The organism is Stenotrophomonas sp. Steno-Z1, from assembly GCF_056393175.1.
In genome coordinates this window covers 258,487-279,154 of record NZ_JBWJPB010000004.1, presented here as the reverse complement: position 1 = coordinate 279,154, position 20,668 = coordinate 258,487, and the positions used below count along the sequence as shown (strand labels likewise).

The window sequence follows — 20,668 nt, the reverse complement described above, 5'->3', positions numbered from 1 at the left end:
TCAAACCTGCCCCGTGGGTGACGACCGCAGGTCGTCACCTCGCCGCGCCGTGACGCGGCCGGGCCTCTGCGCAGGTACCGGGCCACGCTCGGTACCTACCGGGCGACCGCGCTCCGCTTCAATGCCCGACGCTCGCGGCGGCGTGCGCGGCGGTTGACCCAGCGCTCGCGCAGGCAGGAGAAGATCACGTACAGCGCCGGGGTGCTGAGCAGGGTCAGGCTCTGCGAGAACAGCAGCCCGCCGATCATCGCGATGCCCAGCGGGCGACGCAGCTCGGAGCCCTCGCCCAGGCCGATCGCCAGCGGCACCGCCGCCAGGATCGCCACCATGGTGGTCATCATGATCGGGCGGAAGCGCACGATGCTGGCCTCGCGCACCGCATCGCGCGGGCTCTTGCCGTGCTCGCGCTGGGCCACCACGGCGAAGTCGATCATCATGATCGCGTTCTTCTTGACGATACCGATGAGCAGTACCAGCGCGATCATCGAAATCACCGACAGCTCGGTATTGGTCACGAACAGCGCCAGCAGCGCGCCCACGCCCGCCGCCGGCAGCGTGGACAGGATGGTGACCGGGTGCACCAGGCTTTCGTACAGCATGCCCAGCACCAGGTACACGGTGATGATCGCGGCCAGCACCAGGATCAGCATCGAGTTCGGGTTGAGCTGCACGTTGAAGCCGCCGCCATCGCTGATGCGGATGTCGCCGGGCAGGCGCAGCCCGTCCACGGTGGCCTTGATGATCGCCTCACCCTCGCCGGTGCTCACGCCCGGGGCCAGGTTGTAGCTGAGGTCCATCGTGGTGTACTGGTTCTCATGGGTGATCTGCGGCGGCGCCAATCCCGGCACCTGGTGGGCCACGGCCGTGAGCGGGATCATGTCCCCATTGCCGGCGCGCACGTGGATCTCATCCAGCGCGCGCGGGGTGGCGGTCTGTTCGGGCAGCGCGTTGACCACCACGCTGTACTGGTTGATGTCCGAGTAGATGGTGGAGATCTGGCGCTGGCCGAACGCGCCGTACAGCGCGCCGTCGATGGCACCCACCGACACACCCAGGCGCGCGGCCTGGGCCCGGTCGATCACCACGTTCTGGCGCAGGCCGGCGGTGTCCACGTCGGTGCCGACATCGCGCAGCATCGGGTTCTTCTTCAACGCGGCCTGCACCTTGGGCAACCATTCCTGCAGCTGGGCCAGGTCGTTGCCCTGCAGCGACACGCGGTACTGCGCGCCCTGGCTGTTGCCGCCGCCACCGTCGCTGGGCAGGTCCTGGATCGCGCGCAGGCGCAGTTGCAGGTCGGGGTAACGGTCGGCCTTGGCGCTGAGCCGCGCCAGCGCCAGTGCGGTGGTTTCCTTGCGGCCTTCCTTGCGCGTCTTCAACTGGATGTTGAACTGCGCGCTGGAGCCCTGGCGGCCGCTGCCCAGGCGCACGCCGACGGTCTTCACCGCCGGATCGGCCATCAGCATGTCGGTGATGCGGCGCTGGCGGTTGACCATGTCTTCGAAGGACACGGTGGCGCTGGAGTTGGCGCGGCCCCAGATCAGGCCGGTGTCCTGGGCCGGGAAGGAGCCCTTCTTGACCGCACCGCCGAGCATGACCGTGGCCACGATCAGCAGGATCGGGGTGAGCGAGAGCAGCAGCGCGTGGCGCAGCGAGAAGTCCAGGCACACCGTGTACATGCGCAGCATGCGGTCATGCATGCCATCCAGGAAGCGACCGATCCGCGACGGCTTGTCCGGTTCGGTATGTGCGCTCAGGAAGCGGCTGCACAGCGCCGGGGTAAGGGTGAGCGAGACGATCATCGAGACCACGATCGCCGCCACCAGGGTGATGGTGAATTCGCGGAAGAACGCCCCGACCATGCCGCTGGCGAACAGCAGCGGAATGAACACCGCCACCAGCGAGGCGGTGATCGAGACGATGGTGAAGCCGATTTCGCGCGCCCCGGTCAGCGCGGCCTGCATGCGTGGCATGCCCTCGTCGAGGTGGCGCATGACGTTCTCGATCACCACGATCGCATCGTCGACCACGAAGCCGATCGCGATCACCAACGCCAGCAGGCTGAGGTTGTTCAAGGTGAAGCCGAACACGTACATCACCAGCGCCGCGCCGGCCAGCGACAGCGGCACGGTGACCGCGGCGATCAGGGTCGTGGCCAGCCGGCGCAGGAACAGCGCCATGGTCAGGATCACCATCGCCAGGCTGATCAGCAGGGTGATCTGTACTTCGTGCAGCGACGAACGGATGGTCGGCGTGCGGTCGAAGTACGGGGTCATCACCGTGCCCGGCTGCAGGTAGTCGCGCAGCATCGGGATCTGCGCCTTGACCCGGTCCACGGTCTCCACGATGTTGGCGCCGGCGCGGGTGAACACGTACATCACCACCGCCGGCTTGTGGTCGAACCACGCGGCCTGGTAGGCATCCTGCTGGCCGTCGTAGACGTTGGCCACGTCCTTGAGCCGGATCACCCGGCCATCGGCCTGGGTCTTGATGACCAGGTTGGCGAAGTCGGCCGCGCGCGCCACCGAGTCGTTGGCGATGATCGCGGTCGTGGTGTTGCCGTCGGTGAGGAAGCCGGTGGGCGAGGTCACGTTGGCCGCGCGCACCGCGTTGCGCAGGTCATCCGGGGTGAGGTTGAGCGCGTTGAGCAGGCGCAGGTTCACGTCCACGCGCACCGCCGGGGTGGACGCACCGGCGATGTCGACCGAGGACACCCCGCTGATCTGGCGGATGCGCTGGGCCAGCAGCGAGTCGGCGACGTTGTAGAGCTCGTCGGCCGACTGGGTCTGCGAGGTGAGCGCGATGGCGATCACCGGGTCGTCGTTCGGGTTGGCCTTCTGGAACATCGGCGAGCCGAGCCCGGAGGGCAGGTCGGCCTGCGAGGAATTGATCGCGGTCTGCACGTCGAGCGCGGCCGAATCGATGTCCACCCCGCTCTGGAAGATCATGAAGACCAGCGAGCTGCCTTCCGAACTGGACGAGCGCATCTGGTCCACGCCGGGCAACTGGCCGAGGTGGCGTTCCAGCGGCGCGGTGACCGTGGACGCCATCGTGGTGGCGTCCGCGCCGGACTGGCTGGCGTGCACGAAGATCACCGGGATCTGGATGTTCGGCAATGCCGACACGCCCAGTTTCAGGTAGCAGAACAGGCCGACCACGAACAGGCCGATGGCCAGCAGCGCGGTGCCGATCGGGCGGCGGATGAAGGGGCCGGAGATGTTCATGCCGGCGCCCCCATGGCACGGAAGGACGCTGCGCTCATGCGCGGTCCTGGGCGCTGGCGTGGCGCAGCGCGCGCTGTTCGCGGCGCTCGCGCATCCACTCGGAGAAGCGCTCCATGTACAGGTAGATCACCGGCGTGGTGTAGAGGGTGACCAGCTGGGACAGCAGCAGGCCGCCGACGATGGCGATGCCCAGCGGGCGGCGCAGCTCCGAGCCGATGCCGGTGCCCAGCGCCAGCGGCAGCGCGCCGAGCATGGCCGCGGCGGTGGTCATCATGATCGGGCGGAAGCGCAGCAGGCAGGCGCGGCGGATCGCCTCATGCGCGTTGGCGCCGGTGCGGCGTGCCTCGATGGCGAAGTCGACCATCATGATGCCGTTCTTCTTGACGATGCCGATCAACAGCACGATGCCGACGATGCCATCCACCGACAGCGGCAGCCCGCACACCATCAGCGCCAGCAGCGCGCCCACGCCGGCCGGGGGCAGGGTGGAAATGATGGTGAAGGGGTGGATGTAGCTCTCATACAGCACGCCCAGCACGATGTAGATCAGCACCAGCGAGGCCAGCAGCAGCCACACCACGTCGGTCTGGCTGCCGGTGAACTCGGCGGCCTTGCCGATGAACTGCGCATGCACCTGCGAGGGCATGTCCAGCGCGGCCTTGGTCTCTTCGATCGCCTTGACCGCATCGGACAGCGAGTAGCCCGGGGCGATGTTGAACGACACGGTCACCGCCGGCAGCTGCTGCTGGTGGCTGACCACCAGCGGGGTGCTGGTGATCTTGCCCTCGGCCAGCGCGGCCAGCGGGATGATGTTGCCGGCGCCGACCGGGATGCCGGTGTTCTGCGCGCCGATGCCGGTGGCGGTGGAGGAGTTGGACGAGGTGACCTGGCCGAAGTTGGTCGCGTTGCTGCCGGTCAGCGCGCCGGCCCCGTTGGAGGCCACCGCGAGCTGGTTCATCAGCGCGGTACTGGTGCGGAACTCGGGCGCCACTTCCAGCACCACGCGGTACTGGTTGAGCTCGGTGAAGATGGTGGAGATCTGGCGCTGGCCGAAGGCGTCGTAGAGGGTGTCGTCGATGGTCTGCATCGGCACGCCCAGCACGCTGGCCTTGTCGCGGTCGATGTTCAGCTCCAGCGCGCGCCCCTGGTTGGACAGGTTGTTGTCCACGTCGGCCAGCTCCGGGCGCTGGCGCAGCGCCTCGGTCAGGCGCGTGGCCTGCAGCGCGACCTGCGCGCTGTCCACGTCCGACAGCGAGTACTGGTACTCGGTGGCGGCCACGCGGGTGTCCAGGGTGACGTCCTGCACCGGCTTGAGGTACAGCGCCACGCCGGGGATGCCGGCCACGGCCTGTTGCAGGCGCGGCAGGATGTCCTCCAGCCCGTCGCGGTCGCCGCGCTCCTTCAGCACGATCGAGAGCTGGCCCTGGTTGAGCGTGGGGTTCATGCTGCCGGCCCCGATGAAGGCCGACACGCCGGTCACCGCCGGGTCCTTGCGCAGCGCTTCGGCCACCGCCTTGGTGCGCTGCTCCATCTGCGGGAAGGCGATGTTCTGGTCGGCCTGGACCACGCCGGTGATCAACCCGGTGTCCTGCTCGGGCAGCAGGCCCTTGGGGATCACGATGTACAGCACCACGGTGAGGACCAGCGCGCCGGCGGCCACCGCCAGGGTCATGCGCTGGTGGTCGAGCACCCAGTCCAGGCTGCGCTCGTAGGCGCCCACGGTGCGCGTCCACAGGTTCTCCTTGCCGGCCGCGGCGGCGCGTTCGTGCGCGTCTTCGCCCTCGGGCAGGGCGTCGGGCTTGAGCAGGTAGGCGCACATCATCGGGGTGAGCGTCAGCGAGATCAGCATCGACAGCACCACCGCGATGCTCAGCACCCAGGCGAACTCATGGAACAGCCGGCCGGTGACGCCGGGCATCAGCAGCAGCGGCAGGAACACCGCCACCAGCGAGATCGTCAGCGAGAGCACGGTGAAGCCGATCTGCTGCGCGCCGATCTCGGCCGCTTCCGGGCCGCTCTTGCCCTGCTCGATGTAGCGCACGATGTTCTCGATCATCACGATCGCATCGTCGACCACGAAGCCGGTGGCCACCACCAGGGCCATCAGCGACAGGTTGTCCAGCGACATGCCGGCGAATGCCATCACCCCGAAGGTGCCGGCCAGCGACAGCGGCACGGCCACCGAAGGAATGATGGTCGCCCACAGCCGGCGCAGGAACACGAAGATCACCGCGACCACCAGGCCGATGGTGAGGATCAGGGTGAACTGCACTTCATGCACCGAGGCGCGGATGGTTTCGGTACGGTCGGAGAAGATGTCCAGGTGCACGTCGGCCGGCAGCACGTTCTGCAGCTGCGGCAGCAGGGCGCGGATGCGCTCGACGGTCTGCACGATGTTGGCACCGGGCTGGCGGCGCACTTCCAGCAGCACCGCCGGCTTGCCATCGGCCCAGGCGGCGAGCTGGTCGTTCTCCACCCCGTCCACCACGGTGGCCACGTCGGACAGGCGCACCGGGCGGCTGTTCTTGTAGCTGATGATGGTGTCGCGGTAGTCGGCGGCGCTGGTCAGCTGGTCGTTGGTGCCGATCGAGTAGGACTGGGTCTTGCCGTTGAGCGAGCCCTTGGGCGCGTTGACGTTGGCCTGGGTCAGCGCGCTGCGCAGTTCTTCCAGGGTGAGGCCCATGTTGGACAGCTGCGCCGGGTTGACCTGGATGCGCACGGCCGGGCGCACGTTGCCGGCGATGGAGACCAGGCCCACGCCCTGCACCTGGGACAGGCGCTGGGCCAGGATGGAGTCGGCGTAGTTGTTCACATCGCGCAGCGGGCGCGTGTCGGAGGTGAGCTTGAGGGTGACGATCGCCGCGTCTGCCGGGTTCACCCGGTTGTAGACCGGCTGGTAGGGCAGCGAGGAGGGCAGGGTGGCCTGGCGGATCGCGGCCTGGACGTCCTGGGCGGCGATGTCGATGTCCCGGTCCATCGAGAACTGCAGGATGATCGTGGACAGGCCGGCCGAGGAATCGGAGGTCATGATCTCCAGCCCGGAGATCTGCCCGAACTGGCGTTCCAGCGGGGTAGTCACCAGCGAGGCCATGGTGACCGCGTTGGCGCCGGGGTACTGGGTGGTCACCACCAGGCTGGGCGCGTCGATCTCCGGCAGCGCCGACACCGGCAGCTGGCGGTAGCCGAGGATGCCGAGCAGCAGCAGGCCCGCCATCAACAGCGAGGTGGCGATCGGGCGGCGGATGAAGATCGTCGAAAAGCCCACGGGCGGATCCTTGCGGTTACGTCATGCGGCGTTGGAGCGGGCAGGCGCCGGCCAGGCGGCCGGCGTCGGGAACGTCAGGCAGGTGCGCTCAGCGCGGACCGCCGCCACGGCGACCACCGCCACCGCCCTGCTGCTGCGCGGCAGCCTTGAGTTCGGCTTCGGTGGGCGCGGCCGGGGTTTCGCCGGGCTTGAGCGCGGTCACCTTGGCGCCGGGCTTGAGCCGGAACTGGCCTTCGCTGACCACGCGCTCGCCGCCCTTGAGCCCCTCGGTGATCTGCACGTTGCTGTCGCCCACTTCCACGCCGCTCTTGACCGTCTGCATGGCCACGGTGCTGTCCGGCTTGACGATGTAGACGTACTCACCGTCCGGCCCGCGCATCACCGCCTGGGTCGGGATCACCACGCCACCGCCGATGGTGCGCAGCTGCATGCGCACGTTGACGAACTGGCCCGGCCACAGGGTGTTGTCGGTGTTGTTGAACAGGGCGCGGGCGCGGAAGGTGCCGCTGTCGCTGCTGATCTGGTTGTCGACCACGTCCAGGGTGCCGCCGTCGGTGAGCACGTGCGAGTCGTTGCGGTCGAGCGCGGCGATGGTGACCGGGCCGGCCTGCTGGGCGGTGCGCACGTCCGGCAGCTGGCGCTCGGGCAGGTTGAAGACCACGTGGATGGGGTGGATCTGGGTCAGGGTGACCAGGGCGGTGCCGGCGCTGACGATGTTGCCGGCGTCCACGGCGCGGATGCCGGCGATGCCGGAGATCGGGGCGGTGACGCGGGTGTACTGCAGCTGCACCTGGGCGGCGCGCATGCTGGCTTCGTTGGCGGCCACGGCGCTTTCGAACTGGGCGACCTGGTTACGCTGGGTGTCCAGGTCGGTCTTGGCCACGTACTGGCGATACTCCGGGGAGTTGGAGCGCTGGTAGTTGGAGCGGGCGGTGGCGAGCTGGGCCTGGTTCTGGCGCTTGGCCGCGGCGGCTTCGTCATAGCTGGCCTGGAGGGTGCGCGGGTCGATCTGCGCGAGCAGGTCGCCCTGCTTCACTTCCTGGCCTTCCTTGAAATTGATGCTGATCAGCTGGCCGCCGACCTGCGGGCTGACGGTGACGGTGTTCATGGCGGCGACGGTGCCCAGCGCGCTGGCATAGACCGGCACGTCCTGGCGGATGGCGTCGACCACGGTGACCGGGACCGGCCCGGTGTCGCGCTGGTCGCCGTCCTTGCCGGCGCCGGCGGCCGCGCCGCTGGCCTCACCCTTGTGCTTGCCGCCATTGAGCAGGTGGAGGCCGATGAAGCCAATCACCAGCACTGCAACCACCAGCAGCACGATCTTCCAGAAACGCGACATTCAACTAACTCCTGAGGCTGGCGGAGGGCAGGGCCCGATTGGCTGGTGCAAAGCATACCCGTGGTGCGCGGGCTTTCATGCATGACGGATGGGACGGGCGATCAGACCGGATGTGACGGGGCAGGTTCCATCGGAGAACGGCTGCAGGGGCAGAAAGTTACAGCAGCAAGTGCGCTGATGGCCTACATTCAGCTTGGTCCGCCTTGAGCACCCGTGGAGATCGTCGATGCCCCGTCTGTCGTTGCTGTTGTCCGCCCTGCTGCTTGCGAGCCCCGCGCTCGCCGCGGCCGCCCCTGCCGAACGCCCGGAAGTGACCGCGGCGGCGACCCGCCTGAAGGCCAAGGTGATCGACTGGCGGCGCGACTTCCACCAGCACCCGGAGCTGTCCAACCGCGAGGAGCGGACCTCGGCGAAGGTGGCCGAGCAGTTGCGGGCGTTGGGGCTGAAGCCAAAGACAGGGATCGCCCACCACGGCGTGGTGGCGATCATCAAGGGCGGCAGGCCGGGGCCACGGATCGCGTTGCGCGCGGACATGGACGCGCTGCCGGTGACCGAGCAGACCGGGCTGCCGTTCGCGTCCAAGGCGACGAGTACCTACCGCGGCGAGCCGGTGGGGGTGATGCATGCCTGCGGGCATGACGCGCATACGGCGACGTTGCTGGGGGTGGCCGATGCGCTGGTGAAGATGCAGGCGAGTCTGCCGGGTGAGGTGATGCTGATTTTCCAGCCCTCCGAGGAGGGGGCGCCGCCGCCGGAAGAGGGCGGGGCGGCGTTGATGCTGAAGGAGGGGCTGTTTGCGGATTTCAAGCCGGAGGCGGTGTTCGGGCTGCATGTGTTCTCGAGCGTGCCGGCGGGGCAGATCGCGGTGCGCGGGGGGCCGCTGATGGCGGCGTCGGACCGGTTCGGGATCAAGGTGATCGGGCGGCAGACGCATGGGTCGGCGCCGTGGAACGGGGTGGACCCGATCGTGGCGACGGCCGATCTGGTGGGGACGGCGCAGACGATCGTGAGCCGCCGGGCGAATCTGTCCAAGCAGCCGGCGGTGCTGACGTTCGGGGCGATCAAGGGCGGTATCCGCTACAACATCATTCCCGACGAGGTGGAGATGGTGGGGACGATCCGGACGTTCGACGAGGGGATGCGGCAACAGATTTTCGCGGACCTGCGCAACGTGGCCGAGCATACGGCGGCGGCGCATGGGGCGAAGGCGGTGACGGAGATCTATGAGTCCGAGGGCAATCCGGCGACGGTGAACGATCCGGCGCTGACGGCGCGGATGTTGCCGAGCCTGCAGGCGGTGGTGGGGGCGGAGAATGTGTACGAGCCGCCGCTGCAGATGGGGGCGGAGGATTTTTCGTTGTACGCGAAGGAGGTGCCGGGGCTGTTCTTCTTCGTGGGGTCCACTAGCGTGGGGATCGATCCTGCCACGGCACCGGCGAACCATTCGCCGAAGTTCCTGCTGGATGAGAAGGCGCTGGACGTGGGGTTGCGGGCGTTGCTGCAGGTGAGTCTGGATTATCTCAATGGGGCGGGGGGGGCTGCGCCTGCGGCGGGGTGAGGGTGGGTTCTGGATACAGATCAAGATCTGGATCTTGATCAAAGGCGATGGGAAGGGCGATTGTCGGCGCGGGTTTGTCATGCGTGGGGCGGGCCGGGGTGGGGTGGCGGGACACGCCGTGAACCCATCCATGGGGGCTCTTTGTGCGCCATCCATGGCGCACAACGGTCCCGCCACCCCACCCCGGCCCACCCCCGGACAGTTGGCTGGTGACGGATGGGACGGCGAAGCCGGAGCCGGAGCTGGAGCTGGAGCTGGAGCCGGAGCCGGAGCCGGAGCACTCAGGGCACGCCTTGAACCCGTGTTTGGGGGACAGGGGCCCCGCCACCCCACCCCGGCTCCCCCCGGACCGTTGGCTGGTGACGGGCGGGGAGGCGGAGGCAGGGCAGCCAGGGGAGGTCCCGGCCAATGGCCGGGGCGAGGCTCGGTACTGACCAGGTGGCGGCAGGTGTCGGACGTGGCTCGGCCACCAGCGTAAAATGGGCGGATGAATACCCCCCAGGACTCCAGCCTCGGTCGCGAGGTTGCTTACCCGTCGCAGTACGATCCCGCGCTGCTGTTTCCCATTCCGCGCCGTGGCGCGCGTGAAGAGATCGGGCTGGACGAGGCGGCGCTGCCGTTCGTCGGGCACGACCGTTGGCAGGCCTATGAGCTGAGCTGGCTGGACCGGCGCGGCAAGCCGCGGGTGGCGGTGGCCACGATCAGCGTGCCGTGCACGTCGCCGAACCTGATCGAATCCAAGTCGTTCAAGCTGTACCTCAATTCGCTCAACAGCACGCGTTTCGATGATGACGAGGCGGCGCGGCTGCGCATGGTGACCGATCTGTCGACGTGCGCAGGCGCGGTGGTGACGGTGCGCTTCGGGGTGCCGGTGCTGGTGGAGGATGCCGAGGGCGAGTCGCTGGACGACCTGGACGTGGCGATCGAGTGCTACGGTCCGCCGGCGCCGGGGTTCCTGTCGGCGGATGCGTCGCAGATCGTCACCGAGACGCTGAGCTCGGCGCTGCTCAAGTCCAATTGTCCGGTGACCGGGCAGCCGGACTGGGCCAGTGTGAGCCTCCGATACCACGGGCCGCAGATCGACCGCGAGGGGCTGTTGAAGTACCTGGTCAGCTACCGCGAACACGCCGAGTTCCACGAGCAGTGCGTGGAGCGGATCTTCAGCGAAATCACCCAGCGCTGCGCACCGCAGTGGCTGGAAGTGGAAGCGCGCTACACCCGCCGCGGCGGCCTGGACATCAACCCGTGGCGGGCCAGCCCGGGCATCGATCTGCCGGCCCGCACCGTGCGCGACCTGCGCCAGTAACCGGTTGCCGGCCAGTGGCCGGCAACGGGCCGCCGCCGCCCCGGCCCGCCCGGGGCTGGGGGAGCGCCACGCCCTGCGTGGCTGCGTGGGCGGCCTGACCTGATGGGTCCAGTCACACAGGGCGTGGCGCCGCCGTCGCCCCTCGTTCCGCACGTCTTCACATCCACGCCATGTCTCATTAACACGGGCTGTGACACCGTGCCTCCCATGTCGTCAATGAAGACGGGAGCGTGTGGATGAGTACCGATAAGAAAGCCGATTTCTCCGGTGTCACCTCGAGCGTGGACAGTACCGCGCAGAAGGTGGACAAGGCTGATTTCTCCGGCGTCACCTCATCGGTGGATACCACCGCCGAGAAGGTGGGAGGCACCTACACCGTACAGAAGGGCGACTCGCTGTCGAAGATCGCCAAACAGGAGCTGGGCGACGCCAACGCCTGGCAGAAAATCTTCGAGGCCAACCGTGATGTGCTGGACGACCCGGACAAGATCTTCCCGGGCCAGACCCTCAAGTTGCCGCCCAAAGGCTGAGTCGTTCCACTTGCATTCCACAGATTCCCAGGGAGGAATTCCATGAAGAAGACGTCCATCAGTACCGCCGTACTCGCTGCCTTGCTGGCCACCGTTGCGCTGGTCGGTTGCAAGAAGAAAGAAGACACCGCCGACAACAATGCACAGCCCGCCGCGGCGACCACGCCGGCTGCGCCGGAACCGATGACCCAGGCCGCGCCGCAGCCGATGGCCGCTGCCGCCGGGGTGACCGTGTCCACCGTCACCGTGGGCAAGACCGCTGCCGCCGACAAGAGCGTGGCCACCACGGCGCTGTTCGCCCCGAAGGACGACATCATCGTGTCGGTCCGCACCGACGGTGCCGCCAGCAACGCCAATGTCGGCGCCAAGCTGACCTTCCAGGATGGCCAGGTGGCCGGTGAGAACTCGCAGACGCTGAACACCACGGCGGCCGAGACCACCAACATCACCTTCAAGAATGCCAAGGGCTGGCCGGCGGGCAAGTACCGCGCGGAAGTCACGGTAGATGGTAAGGCGGCCGGAACGCCGCAAGAGTTCGAGGTCAAGTAAGCCCGCGCCGACTCTCTTCCGGCAACAGGCTCACGATGGACGCAGCCGCGAGGCTGCGTCTTTTTTGTTTACAGGGGTATGGCCACCGCGAAGCAGGCCAGCAGCGCGCTCAGCTGCGCGCGGCCGCCTGCTGTGCTGCGTCGGGTTCGCGCCCGGCGTCGGCCACGGTCTGGGCTTGCGCCTGCGCCTGCGCGCGCGCGGCAAATTCCTGCCCTTGCGCGGAGGCCTGCAGCTCGCGCATCGCAGTGCCAAGCGCCGCCTCGCCGTCGCGTGCGCCGGCCAGCAGGGCACCGGCGCCGGTCGCCGGACTCGCCGCATCGGTCTGCGCGAGTTGGCCCTGTTCGGGCTCGCGCGCCACGGGCTCCCGCGACGACAGCACCGGGTAGTCCTTGTTGCGCAGCTTCTCGATCTCCTCCGGGGTGGTCATCCGGTTGTCGAGGCCCGGTTCGATCACGCCCCCGAAGTCCTTCACCGGCACGCCCATTACTTCGCCCAAGGTGCGATAGGCCGAATTGCTGTTGACCGTATCGCTGAACACCTTGAAGCCGTACTTGGGATAATTGAGGTCGAGCGCGTTCAACGGCTCCTTGGCGGCCACGGCGGCGTTCCAGCGCCCCAGCACGTCCTCCTTGCTGCCGCTGAGCACGGTGTGGTGCTGCTGGCCTTCCTCGATGTAGGTTTCGCGCGTGGGCTTGACCCCATGCTCGGCAGCGAATTCCTTGTCATGCACGTAATGCCAGATGCGCAGCGAATGCTTCTTTTCGTCGGTGCCGATCGGGATGGCACGGTTGGTCTCGCGGTCGGTGGCCAGGCCGTGCAGTTCGGCCATGTCCTTGCCGTCCGGGCCACGCAGCACCCAATAGTCGTGGCTGGCCACGCCGGCCACGCGCAGGGATCGGGCTTCGATGGAGTACTGGTCGTCCGGCATGCGTCCTCTCCTTGATGTGATGTGCGCAGGCCGCGCGCAACCACGCGCCTGCGCCGTTCCCGGGCTTGCTTATGGGGACGCCAGGCAGGCCGAGAAGCCGGCCTGGAATTCCTTCAGCCCGGCATCCACGCCCTGGTCAACGAAATAGGCGCCCGCTCCGCGCAGTCGCAGCGCGACCGCGCCCTTGGCCGGGTCATGCTGCAGGTGCAGGCGGAAGCCGCTGATGTTGTCCTCGGGGAAATCGCCCGTTTCCAGCACGCCGTGCTGCACATCCTCTCGGGTCACCGCGTGGTCCCACAGGGCCTCATCCCGGCCCAGCTCGGCCAGCCGCTGGCGGGCGCAGGCGAACACCTTGGGCGTCGGCGTCTCCACCGGCACCTGCAGGGTGGCGGCAGCCTCGGGAACCGCATGAGCGGAATTGGACATCGCGCACCCTCCTGATGCTAGAAGAACCATCATCGCCGTCGCCGGCAGACCGAATTTCCACATGACGACCATCCTGTTTCGTCCAACCGCGCCGACTATACCCCGACCCCAGGTTAAGGCGGCATCAGCCCGCGCATAAACACGGTTCCCGTGCCGGGGCGGGGCCCGGAACGGTTTCAGGCGACACGAACGGCCGGGGCATGGATCGCAGCGTTGCAGTACCGCCGCGTATGGCCCGGCTTTGCTCCGGGGGGCTGAAAACGCGACAATGCGGGGGTTTCCCGCAGCGCGCGCCGAGCGGCGCGGTCCACGGGAAAGTGACACGGTTGCACGCGGCCCGGCATCGCCGTCGGCCATTACTCCTCAGATCTGCAAGAGAGCATCAGTCCCCCATGTCGAACACGCCCAAGATCCTCTACACGCTGACCGACGAAGCACCGTTCCTGGCCACCCAGTCGCTGCTGCCGATCGTCGAGGCCTACACCGCCACCGCCGGCATCGCCGTTGAAACCCGCGATATCTCCCTGTCCGGCCGCATCCTGGCGCTGTTCCCGGATTACCTGAAGGACGACCAGAAGGAAGCCGACCACCTGGCCGAGCTGGGCCAGCTGGCGACCACCCCGGACGCCAACATCATCAAGCTGCCCAACATCAGCGCCTCGGTGCCGCAGCTGAAGGCGGCGATCAAGGAACTGCAGGACCAGGGCTTCGCGCTGCCGAACTACCCGGACGTGCCGACCGACGACGTCTCGCGCGACATCAAGGCGCGCTACGACAAAGTCAAGGGCAGCGCGGTCAACCCGGTGCTGCGCGAAGGCAACTCGGACCGCCGTGCGCCGCTGTCGGTGAAGAACTACGCGCGCAAGCACCCGCACCGTATGGGCAAGTGGTCCACCGAATCCAAGTCGCACGTCTCGCACATGGACGGCGGCGATTTCTACGGCAGCGAAAAGTCGGCCACGCTGGCCAGCGCCGGCAGCCTGAAGATCGAGCTGCAGCAGGCCGATGGCACGACCGTCGTGCTGAAGGAAAAGACCGCGGTCAAGGCCGGCGAGATCGTCGATGCCGCCGTGATGAGCCGCAACGCGCTGGCTTCGTTCGTGCAGGCGCAGATCGCCGATGCCAAGGCCAAGGGCGTGCTGTTCTCGCTGCACCTCAAGGCCACCATGATGAAGGTCTCCGACCCGATCATGTTCGGCGTGGTCGTCGAAGAGTTCTACAAGGACGTGCTGACCAAGCACGCCGACGTGCTCAAGCAGGCCGGTTTCGATCCCAACAACGGCATCGGCGACCTGTTCGCGCGCCTGCCGCAGCTGCCCGACGCCACCCAGGAAGCGATCAAGGCCGACCTGGCGGCCGAGTACGGCAAGCGCCCGGGCCTGGCCATGGTCAATTCCGACAAGGGCATCACCAACCTGCACGTGCCGAGCGATGTGATCGTCGACGCCTCGATGCCGGCGATGATCCGTGACTCGGGCGGCATGTGGAACGCCGAAGGCAAGCTGCAGGACACCAAGGCGGTCATCCCGGACCGTTGCTACGCCGGTGTGTACCAGGCGGTGATCGATGATTGCCGCACCCACGGTGCGTTCGACCCGGCCACCATGGGCTCGGTGCCCAACGTGGGCCTGATGGCGCAGAAGGCCGAGGAATACGGCTCGCACGACAAGACCTTCCAGATCCCGGCCGATGGCACCGTGCGCGTTACCGACGAGGCCGGCAACGTGGTCTTCGAGCATGCCGTGCAGACCGGCGACATCTGGCGCATGTGCCAGACCAAGGACGCCCCGATCCAGGACTGGGTCAAGCTGGCCGTGAACCGCGCGCGCCTGAGCAGCACCCCGGCGGTGTTCTGGCTGGACGCCAGCCGCGCCCACGATGCGCAGGTGATCGCCAAGGTCGAGACCTACCTGAAGGACCACGACACCACCGGCCTGGATATCCGCATCCTGGCCCCGGTGGAAGCGACGGCCTTCTCGCTGGACCGCATCCGCAAGGGCGAGGACACCATCTCGGTGACCGGCAACGTGCTGCGCGACTACCTGACCGACCTGTTCCCGATCATGGAGCTGGGCACCAGCGCCAAGATGCTGTCGATCGTGCCGCTGATGGCCGGTGGCGGCCTGTTCGAGACCGGTGCCGGTGGTTCGGCGCCCAAGCACGTGCAGCAGTTCGTGGAAGAGGACTACCTGCGCTGGGATTCGCTGGGCGAGTTCCTGGCCCTGGCGGCCTCGCTGGAACACCTGGGCAACCGCTACGACAATGCGGGCGCAACCGTGCTGGCCAAGACCCTGGACCAGGCCAACGGCCAGTTCCTGGACAACGACAAGTCGCCCTCGCGCAAGCTCGGTGGCATCGACAACCGCGGCAGCCACTTCTACATCGCGCTGTACTGGGCCCAGGCCCTGGCCGCGCAGGATGACGATGCCGCGCTGAAGGCCCGCTTCGCTCCGCTGGCCAAGGCACTGGCCGACAACGAACAGAAGATCGTTGAAGAACTGGCCGCGGTGCAGGGTAAGCCGGTGGACATCGGCGGTTACTACCGTCCGGACGTGGCCAAGGCGGCGGCGGCGATGCGTCCGAGCGCGACCCTCAACAGTGCGCTGGCCGCGCTGTAAGCTCCGCCTGCCGCACACGCGGTGATGGACGAAGAACCCGCGCCTCGGCGCGGGTTTTTTGTGCGCGGCGCACTAGCGGCGGTGCTGACGCGGTGGCGCCGGGAACAGGGCCAGGATGCTGTCCACCGCGGCATCCAGCTGGTCCACGTCGCCCCCCTGACGGGCCACCTCGGCGCGGATGTACGCCTCCAGGTCCGACGGTGCGCACATGCCCGCCATGCAGAACTGGTCCATCAACGCGCTCCCTGCCGCGCAGTCCAGCCCGCGCCTGCACGCCGCGATCTGCCACGCATGACCCGCCACCTCGCCGCGGGTGAAGTCCACGGCCTCGTCCCCACCAGCCTCGTGGCGCATGTCGCCCAGGTAGAGCATCGCGGTGGGATCATCGGCCGCCACCACCTGTTCGACCAGGGCCAGGTAGGCGGCGTGCGTGATCGGGTCCGGTTCGCCGCGTTGCAGCCAGATGATCGAGGCGACGTCGCCGTTGAGGGCGGCCAGCTCCCGCCACCTCGGCGAGTGTGACGGTGGTCGTGCCCGGGTCTCCGGCATGAAGGTCGTGTCAACGCGAATGGAACGGAACTTGCCTTGTCGCGACGGCGTCCGGACGGCCGCGCACGGTGCGCAAACGTCAACTCAATCTGTGCGATCCATCACTTATAGGCCGATATCGATGGCATAGCCTATCGACGATCTTTTCTGCAGTAAGTGTGAACTCTCACAGCGCAGGGGAAGGCGATGGCCAGGGTGCTGGTGGTTGGATCGGATATCCAGGGGGAGCACGCCTTGCTGCAGCGCCTGCGTGCGGCGGCGGCGTTGCCGGCCGATACCGTGCGCAGTTGCCGCGATCTGGACGATTGCGACCTGCTGGTGATCAAGGACACGCCCGCGCTGCGCAATGCGGCGATGCGGATGGTGCGCGAGCGGCCCAGGATCCAGTTCTGGATCGAAGACCAGCATGGCCACCTGCGGCATGGGCAGGGCGATGAACATGCCGTGCTCGACGACCACGCGATCGAGCATGCACTGCGGCAGATGCCGGCGGTATCGGCGCCGATCGAGGAGCCCATCGCGGCGCGCGCGGCCAAGGCCATCACCCGCGCGCTGCGCGAGAGCCTGCAGTCGCGGCATGGGCATGCCGTGCTTGCCCTGGATGGGTTGCCGTTGTTGCTGCTGGACTTCGAGCAGGACCAGATGGTGGTGCCCGATGGCAGCGGCAATGCCGAACTGGCGCAACTGCTGTCCGATGATTTCGAGCGCCTGGCACTGCACGGTATTGCGGCCAAGCGCTACCAGCAGCTGGCCGGCGACCTGCCGCGCCAGTCCTTGCGCCCGCTGTTGTGGCAATGGGGCCAGCACCCGGCGCACTGGGACGACCTGGATGCACGCCTGCAGCGGCACGCGCGCGTGCGCCTGTTGCGCTGGCCGGATTTCCGCGTACTGGGCCACCAGCACGACAGCTTCCGGCTGTGTTCGCTGCTGCTCAAGCGCGCCTGCAGCGTGGACGAATGCGCCTCGTTTCTGGACATTTCCGGTGCCGCGGTGCGTGCGTTCGTGCACCCGGCCTACCTGTGCGGCTACGCCGCGCTGGAGCCGGCGGCAGAGGGCAGCCGGCTGGCCAGCGTGGCCAGCGAAGGCGGCGGGCTGCTGGCCCGGATGTGGCGCAGCGTGCGCCAGCGTGGCGGGGGCTGAGCATGCGCGAACACAAGATCGTGGTGCTCGGCAGCATGGGCAGCGGCAAGTCGACACTGGTGCGCGCGATCGCGGCCGGCGCGGTGATCGACACCGATGTGCACAACAGCGACCGCCAGGGCGCCGACAAGGCCTCGACCACCGTGGCCATGGACTATGCCGACATCGACCTGCCCAACGGCGACCGGTTGCGCCTGTACGGCACGCCCGGGCAGCAGCGGTTCGACTTCCTGTGGCCGATCCTGCTGCAGGGCGCGAGCGGGGTGGTGCTGCTGCTCGACGCCACCCGCGGCACGGCGATCGCCGAGCTGGAGGCCTACCTGGGCGTGCTGCTGCAGCACGCCGCGCAGGTGCCGGCGGTGATCGGGGTGTCGCGGCTGGACCTGGCCCCGCAGTTCGACCTGGAGGCCTGCGCGGTCCGGGCCGGGCGCGAGGGGCGCTGGTCGCCGGTGGTGCCGCTGGATGCGCGCGACCGCGAACAGGGGCTGTGCCTGATGGACGTGCTGATGAGCGAGATGGAAGCCGGGGCACTGGTGGCGGCGCATGGCTGACGGACACGAGGTGCGCGGCCTGGATGCCGCACTGCGGACACGCCTGGCCGGTCACCTGCAGCGCTTTGCCGACGACATCAACGGCGTGCGCAGCGTGGTGCTGGCCAGCGTGGATGGCTTCGCCCTGGTGCCGGCGGCCGGCACCCATGGCAACGGCGAACGGTTGGCGGCGATGACCAGCGCGATGTTGGCCCTGGCCGCGGCAGTCGGGCGCGAGCTGGCGCTGGGCGAGCTGGAGGTGCTGATGCTCGAGGCCGACGGCGGCAAGGTGCTGATGCTGGCGTTGCCTGCCGAGCCGGCCCCCCTGCTGCTGATGACCGCCTGCGATGCGCGCTGCGTGATCGGCAAGGTGCTGTGGAATGCCAAGGAATGTGGCCGGAACATCATGGCCGAACTCAGCGGATCACGAGCCGATCCGCAGGGGAAGACGGGGCTCGACAACCAACGGGGTGCAACATGGCAGGACTCGACGATACCTTGAACGCGCTGATGACCATCGATGGCGCCCAGGCAGTGGCGCTGGTCGATTACGAGAGCGGCATGCTGCTGGGGGAGGCCGGCTCGGGGATGGACATGGAAGTGGCCGCAGCGGGCAATACCGAAGTGATCCGCGCCAAGATGAAGACGGCGGCCTCGCTCAACCTCAACGACACCATCGAGGACATCCTGATCTCGCTGGGCAAGGCGTACCACATCCTGCGCCCCGTCTCGCGCAAGAAGGGCCTGTTCCTGTACCTGGTGCTGGATCGCAACAAGTCCAACCTGGCGCTGGCGCGGCGCAAGGTGCAGGACGTGGAGGCCGAACTGGCGCTGTAGCCTGCCGCCGCCGGGCGTGGCGCAGTGGCGTCCGGCGGCGCGTCTGTCCGTCCGGTGCAGCCGACCCACGGTCGGCTCTACCCGGGGCGGGGCCGGCTGTCGTATGGTTGGTGCAGGTCTTATGGGTCTGCCCGCATGCGTGGTGCCGATGGTGATGCTCGACTGCTGGCAGGCCTGATCCGCGACGGCTTCGAGGCCTACCACGCGCGCTTCGCGGCAGTGACGCGGCGGGCGCGGGGACGCTTCCAGCGCCGTGACTGGGCCGGTGCGCGGGCCGACGCGGTGGAGCGGATCGGGCTGTACGACCTGTGCATCGCGCAGACCGTGGATGCGGTGCGCCGCGCCGCCGGCGACAGCGTGGGCACCCGCGCGCTGTGGCTGCAGATCCGCCCGGCCTATGCGGCGCTGCTGGACGGGCTGATCGATGCCGAGCTGTACAAGACCTTCTACAACACCCTGGCGCGGCGGCTGTTCGCCACCGAGGGCGTGGATGCGGCGATCGAGTTCATGGCGATGGACGTGGAGCCTTCCGACGCCATCACCCACCCGGTGGCGCGGCACAGCTACACGCTGTCGGCCACGCGCCCGGCCGAGGCGATCGTGCGGGTGCTCGGCGACTACCGCTTCGACATCCCCTATGCGCACCAGTTGCGCTGCGCGGCGGCCATCGCGGTGCGCCTGCAGGACGACCTGGCCCATTGGGGCGACTACCCGGTGCGCAGCATCGAACTGCTCGATACGGTGTTCTATCGCGAGCGACGCGCCTACCTGGTGGGGCGCGTGTTTGGCGAGCATCGCTTTTCGCCGTGCGTGATCGCGCTGGTCAACGACGGGCAAGGACTGCGTGCCGAGGCCGTGCTCACCGGCCGGCGCGACGTGGCGCATCTGTTCGGCGTCTCGCGCAGCTATTTCCAGGCCGACCTGGCCACGGTCGGCGATGCGGTGGTGTTCCTGCGCAGCCTGCTGCCGGCCAAGCCGATCGACGAGATCTACACCGTGCTCGGCCGTGCCAAGCAGGGCAAGACCGAGCGCTACCGCACGTTCTTCCGGCATTTCCAGGAGCAGGCCAGCGAGCAGCTGGTGCATGCCGATGGCACCCCCGGCATGGTCATGGCGGTGTTCACCCTGCCCAGCTACCCGCTGGTGTTCAAGCTGATCCGCGACCGCTTCGCCTGGCCCAAGTCCATGACCCGGCACCAGGTGGAAGAAAAGTACGCGCTGGTGTTCAACCTGGACCGGGTCGGTCGCCTGCTCGACGCGCAGCCATACCGCCACCTGCGTTTTCCGCGTGCGCGGTTTTCCCCGGCCTTGCTGGCGGAACTGCTGGGCCAGTGCAGCGGCAGCGTGCACGCGGAGGGCGATGAGCTGGTGATCGCGCTGTGCTATGTGCAGCGCCGGTTCCGCCCGCTCAACCTGTACCTGCGCGAGCAGGGCAGCGAGGCGCGGCGCCGGGCCGCGCTGGACTATGCGCAGGCGATCACCGACATGGCCCGCAACAACATCTTCCCGGGCGACATGCTGCCCAAGAACTTCGGTGTGTCCCGGCATGGGCGCGCGGTGTTCTACGACTACGACGAGCTGTGCCTGGTCAGCGACTGCCACTTCCGCGCGTGGCCCACGCCGCGTAACGACGAGGAGGCGCTGGCTGACGAGCCGTGGTTCCAGATCGGCCCGCGCGATGTCTTTCCCGAGCGCTTCTGGATGTTCATGGGCCTGCCGGCCGCCGAGCTGGCGGCGGTACGCGAGCACTTCGCGCATCTGTTCGACCCGGGCTGGTGGCAGGGCCTGCAGGCGCGCTTCGCTGCGGGTGACTTTCCCGACACCGCGCCGTACGCGTCCAGCCATCGGTTGGCCTGATTGGCGGGCGAGGCG

General features: G+C 68.1%; 15 protein-coding genes and 1 pseudogene. 10 read left to right on the top strand and 6 right to left on the bottom strand.

Translation table 11 applies throughout. The features are described 5' to 3' along the window. Positions 1 to 95 precede the first annotated feature (95 nt). The 3 genes from AC06FD_RS13585 to AC06FD_RS13575 form a co-directional block, all read right to left on the bottom strand. Positions 96 to 3,221: an efflux RND transporter permease subunit gene (locus AC06FD_RS13585; RefSeq protein WP_478078101.1), complete on the bottom strand. Its 3,126-nt coding sequence runs from the start codon at positions 3,219 to 3,221 to the stop codon at positions 96 to 98. A gap of 34 nt (positions 3,222 to 3,255) precedes the next feature. After that, on the bottom strand, positions 3,256 to 6,486 hold the full coding sequence (locus AC06FD_RS13580; RefSeq protein ID WP_259208969.1) for an efflux RND transporter permease subunit: 3,231 nt from the start codon (positions 6,484 to 6,486) through the stop codon (positions 3,256 to 3,258). A gap of 88 nt (positions 6,487 to 6,574) precedes the next feature. After that, positions 6,575 to 7,825 (bottom strand): efflux RND transporter periplasmic adaptor subunit, encoded by a 1,251-nt coding sequence (locus AC06FD_RS13575; RefSeq protein ID WP_478078100.1) that lies wholly within the window; start codon positions 7,823 to 7,825, stop codon positions 6,575 to 6,577. A 226-nt stretch (positions 7,826 to 8,051) separates the two neighbouring features. Between AC06FD_RS13575 and AC06FD_RS13570 the strand changes: the two genes are divergently transcribed. The 4 genes from AC06FD_RS13570 to AC06FD_RS13555 all read left to right on the top strand — a co-directional run bounded on the left by AC06FD_RS13570 (position 8,052) and on the right by AC06FD_RS13555 (position 11,768). Next, on the top strand, positions 8,052 to 9,383 hold the full coding sequence (locus AC06FD_RS13570; RefSeq protein WP_259208971.1) for a M20 family metallopeptidase: 1,332 nt from the start codon (positions 8,052 to 8,054) through the stop codon (positions 9,381 to 9,383). Positions 9,384 to 9,870: 487 nt separating this feature from the next. Further along, positions 9,871 to 10,689 (top strand): NADPH-dependent 7-cyano-7-deazaguanine reductase QueF, encoded by an 819-nt coding sequence (gene queF, locus AC06FD_RS13565; RefSeq protein ID WP_259210165.1) that lies wholly within the window; start codon positions 9,871 to 9,873, stop codon positions 10,687 to 10,689. 236 nt (positions 10,690 to 10,925) lie between these two features. Next, a complete protein-coding gene (locus AC06FD_RS13560; RefSeq protein WP_478078099.1) occupies positions 10,926 to 11,219 on the top strand; it encodes a LysM peptidoglycan-binding domain-containing protein in 294 nt (97 codons plus the stop codon). Between the two features lie 42 nt (positions 11,220 to 11,261). Beyond that, positions 11,262 to 11,768, top strand: coding sequence for a hypothetical protein (locus AC06FD_RS13555; RefSeq protein WP_259210167.1), 507 nt, complete (start codon positions 11,262 to 11,264; stop codon positions 11,766 to 11,768). A gap of 109 nt (positions 11,769 to 11,877) precedes the next feature. On the opposite strand, the gene AC06FD_RS13550 is transcribed toward AC06FD_RS13555, so the two are convergent. Then, positions 11,878 to 12,696 carry a hypothetical protein gene (locus AC06FD_RS13550; protein ID WP_478078098.1) on the bottom strand — a complete coding sequence of 273 codons (819 nt, stop codon included), beginning with the start codon at positions 12,694 to 12,696 and terminating at the stop codon, positions 11,878 to 11,880. 69 nt (positions 12,697 to 12,765) lie between these two features. After that, on the bottom strand, positions 12,766 to 13,122 hold the full coding sequence (locus tag AC06FD_RS13545) for a hypothetical protein (RefSeq protein WP_394164016.1): 357 nt from the start codon (positions 13,120 to 13,122) through the stop codon (positions 12,766 to 12,768). Positions 13,123 to 13,514: 392 nt separating this feature from the next. On the opposite strand from AC06FD_RS13545, the gene AC06FD_RS13540 reads away from it, so the two are divergent. Then, the gene (locus AC06FD_RS13540; RefSeq protein WP_394164017.1) at positions 13,515 to 15,740 is read left to right on the top strand and encodes an NADP-dependent isocitrate dehydrogenase; all 2,226 of its coding nucleotides are present in this window, start codon (positions 13,515 to 13,517) and stop codon (positions 15,738 to 15,740) included. 72 nt (positions 15,741 to 15,812) lie between these two features. On the opposite strand, the gene AC06FD_RS13535 is transcribed toward AC06FD_RS13540, so the two are convergent. Continuing rightward, positions 15,813 to 16,289 carry a hypothetical protein gene (locus AC06FD_RS13535; RefSeq protein ID WP_478078097.1) on the bottom strand — a complete coding sequence of 159 codons (477 nt, stop codon included), beginning with the start codon at positions 16,287 to 16,289 and terminating at the stop codon, positions 15,813 to 15,815. 186 nt (positions 16,290 to 16,475) lie between these two features. Here AC06FD_RS13535 and AC06FD_RS13530 point away from each other — a divergent pair, with 186 nt between their 5' ends. The 5 genes and pseudogenes from AC06FD_RS13530 to aceK all read left to right on the top strand — a co-directional run bounded on the left by AC06FD_RS13530 (position 16,476) and on the right by aceK (position 20,653). Then, the gene (locus AC06FD_RS13530; RefSeq protein WP_478078096.1) at positions 16,476 to 17,429 is read left to right on the top strand and encodes a hypothetical protein; all 954 of its coding nucleotides are present in this window, start codon (positions 16,476 to 16,478) and stop codon (positions 17,427 to 17,429) included. Positions 17,430 to 17,431: 2 nt separating this feature from the next. Further along, on the top strand, positions 17,432 to 17,980 hold the full coding sequence (locus AC06FD_RS13525; RefSeq protein WP_478078095.1) for a GTP-binding protein: 549 nt from the start codon (positions 17,432 to 17,434) through the stop codon (positions 17,978 to 17,980). Beyond that, positions 17,973 to 18,386: pseudogene (locus AC06FD_RS13520) on the top strand (roadblock/LC7 domain-containing protein); the annotation flags it as partial. The gene AC06FD_RS13525 and the pseudogene AC06FD_RS13520, both read left to right, overlap by 8 nt. Positions 18,387 to 18,436: 50 nt before the next feature. After that, positions 18,437 to 18,796, top strand: coding sequence for a hypothetical protein (locus AC06FD_RS13515; RefSeq protein ID WP_038685821.1), 360 nt, complete (start codon positions 18,437 to 18,439; stop codon positions 18,794 to 18,796). Positions 18,797 to 18,931: 135 nt separating this feature from the next. After that, positions 18,932 to 20,653 (top strand): bifunctional isocitrate dehydrogenase kinase/phosphatase, encoded by a 1,722-nt coding sequence (aceK, locus tag AC06FD_RS13510; RefSeq protein WP_394164020.1) that lies wholly within the window; start codon positions 18,932 to 18,934, stop codon positions 20,651 to 20,653. Positions 20,654 to 20,668 lie beyond the last annotated feature (15 nt).

What these genes read in the sequence shown, in the direction of transcription:
- aceK (WP_394164020.1), top strand. Translation starts at nt 18,932, where the DNA reads ATGCGTGGTGCCGATGGTGATGCTCGACTGCTGGCAGGCCTGATCCGC.
- AC06FD_RS13540 (WP_394164017.1), top strand. Translation starts at nt 13,515, where the DNA reads ATGTCGAACACGCCCAAGATCCTCTACACGCTGACCGACGAAGCACCG.
- AC06FD_RS13550 (WP_478078098.1), bottom strand. Translation starts at nt 12,696, where the DNA reads ATGCCGGACGACCAGTACTCCATCGAAGCCCGATCCCTGCGCGTGGCC.
- AC06FD_RS13570 (WP_259208971.1), top strand. Translation starts at nt 8,052, where the DNA reads ATGCCCCGTCTGTCGTTGCTGTTGTCCGCCCTGCTGCTTGCGAGCCCC.
- AC06FD_RS13530 (WP_478078096.1), top strand. Translation starts at nt 16,476, where the DNA reads ATGGCCAGGGTGCTGGTGGTTGGATCGGATATCCAGGGGGAGCACGCC.
- AC06FD_RS13585 (WP_478078101.1), bottom strand. Translation starts at nt 3,221, where the DNA reads ATGAACATCTCCGGCCCCTTCATCCGCCGCCCGATCGGCACCGCGCTG.
- AC06FD_RS13575 (WP_478078100.1), bottom strand. Translation starts at nt 7,825, where the DNA reads ATGTCGCGTTTCTGGAAGATCGTGCTGCTGGTGGTTGCAGTGCTGGTG.
- AC06FD_RS13525 (WP_478078095.1), top strand. Translation starts at nt 17,432, where the DNA reads ATGCGCGAACACAAGATCGTGGTGCTCGGCAGCATGGGCAGCGGCAAG.
- AC06FD_RS13560 (WP_478078099.1), top strand. Translation starts at nt 10,926, where the DNA reads ATGAGTACCGATAAGAAAGCCGATTTCTCCGGTGTCACCTCGAGCGTG.
- AC06FD_RS13555 (WP_259210167.1), top strand. Translation starts at nt 11,262, where the DNA reads ATGAAGAAGACGTCCATCAGTACCGCCGTACTCGCTGCCTTGCTGGCC.
- queF (WP_259210165.1), top strand. Translation starts at nt 9,871, where the DNA reads ATGAATACCCCCCAGGACTCCAGCCTCGGTCGCGAGGTTGCTTACCCG.
- AC06FD_RS13515 (WP_038685821.1), top strand. Translation starts at nt 18,437, where the DNA reads ATGGCAGGACTCGACGATACCTTGAACGCGCTGATGACCATCGATGGC.
- AC06FD_RS13545 (WP_394164016.1), bottom strand. Translation starts at nt 13,122, where the DNA reads ATGTCCAATTCCGCTCATGCGGTTCCCGAGGCTGCCGCCACCCTGCAG.
- AC06FD_RS13535 (WP_478078097.1), bottom strand. Translation starts at nt 16,289, where the DNA reads ATGCCGGAGACCCGGGCACGACCACCGTCACACTCGCCGAGGTGGCGG.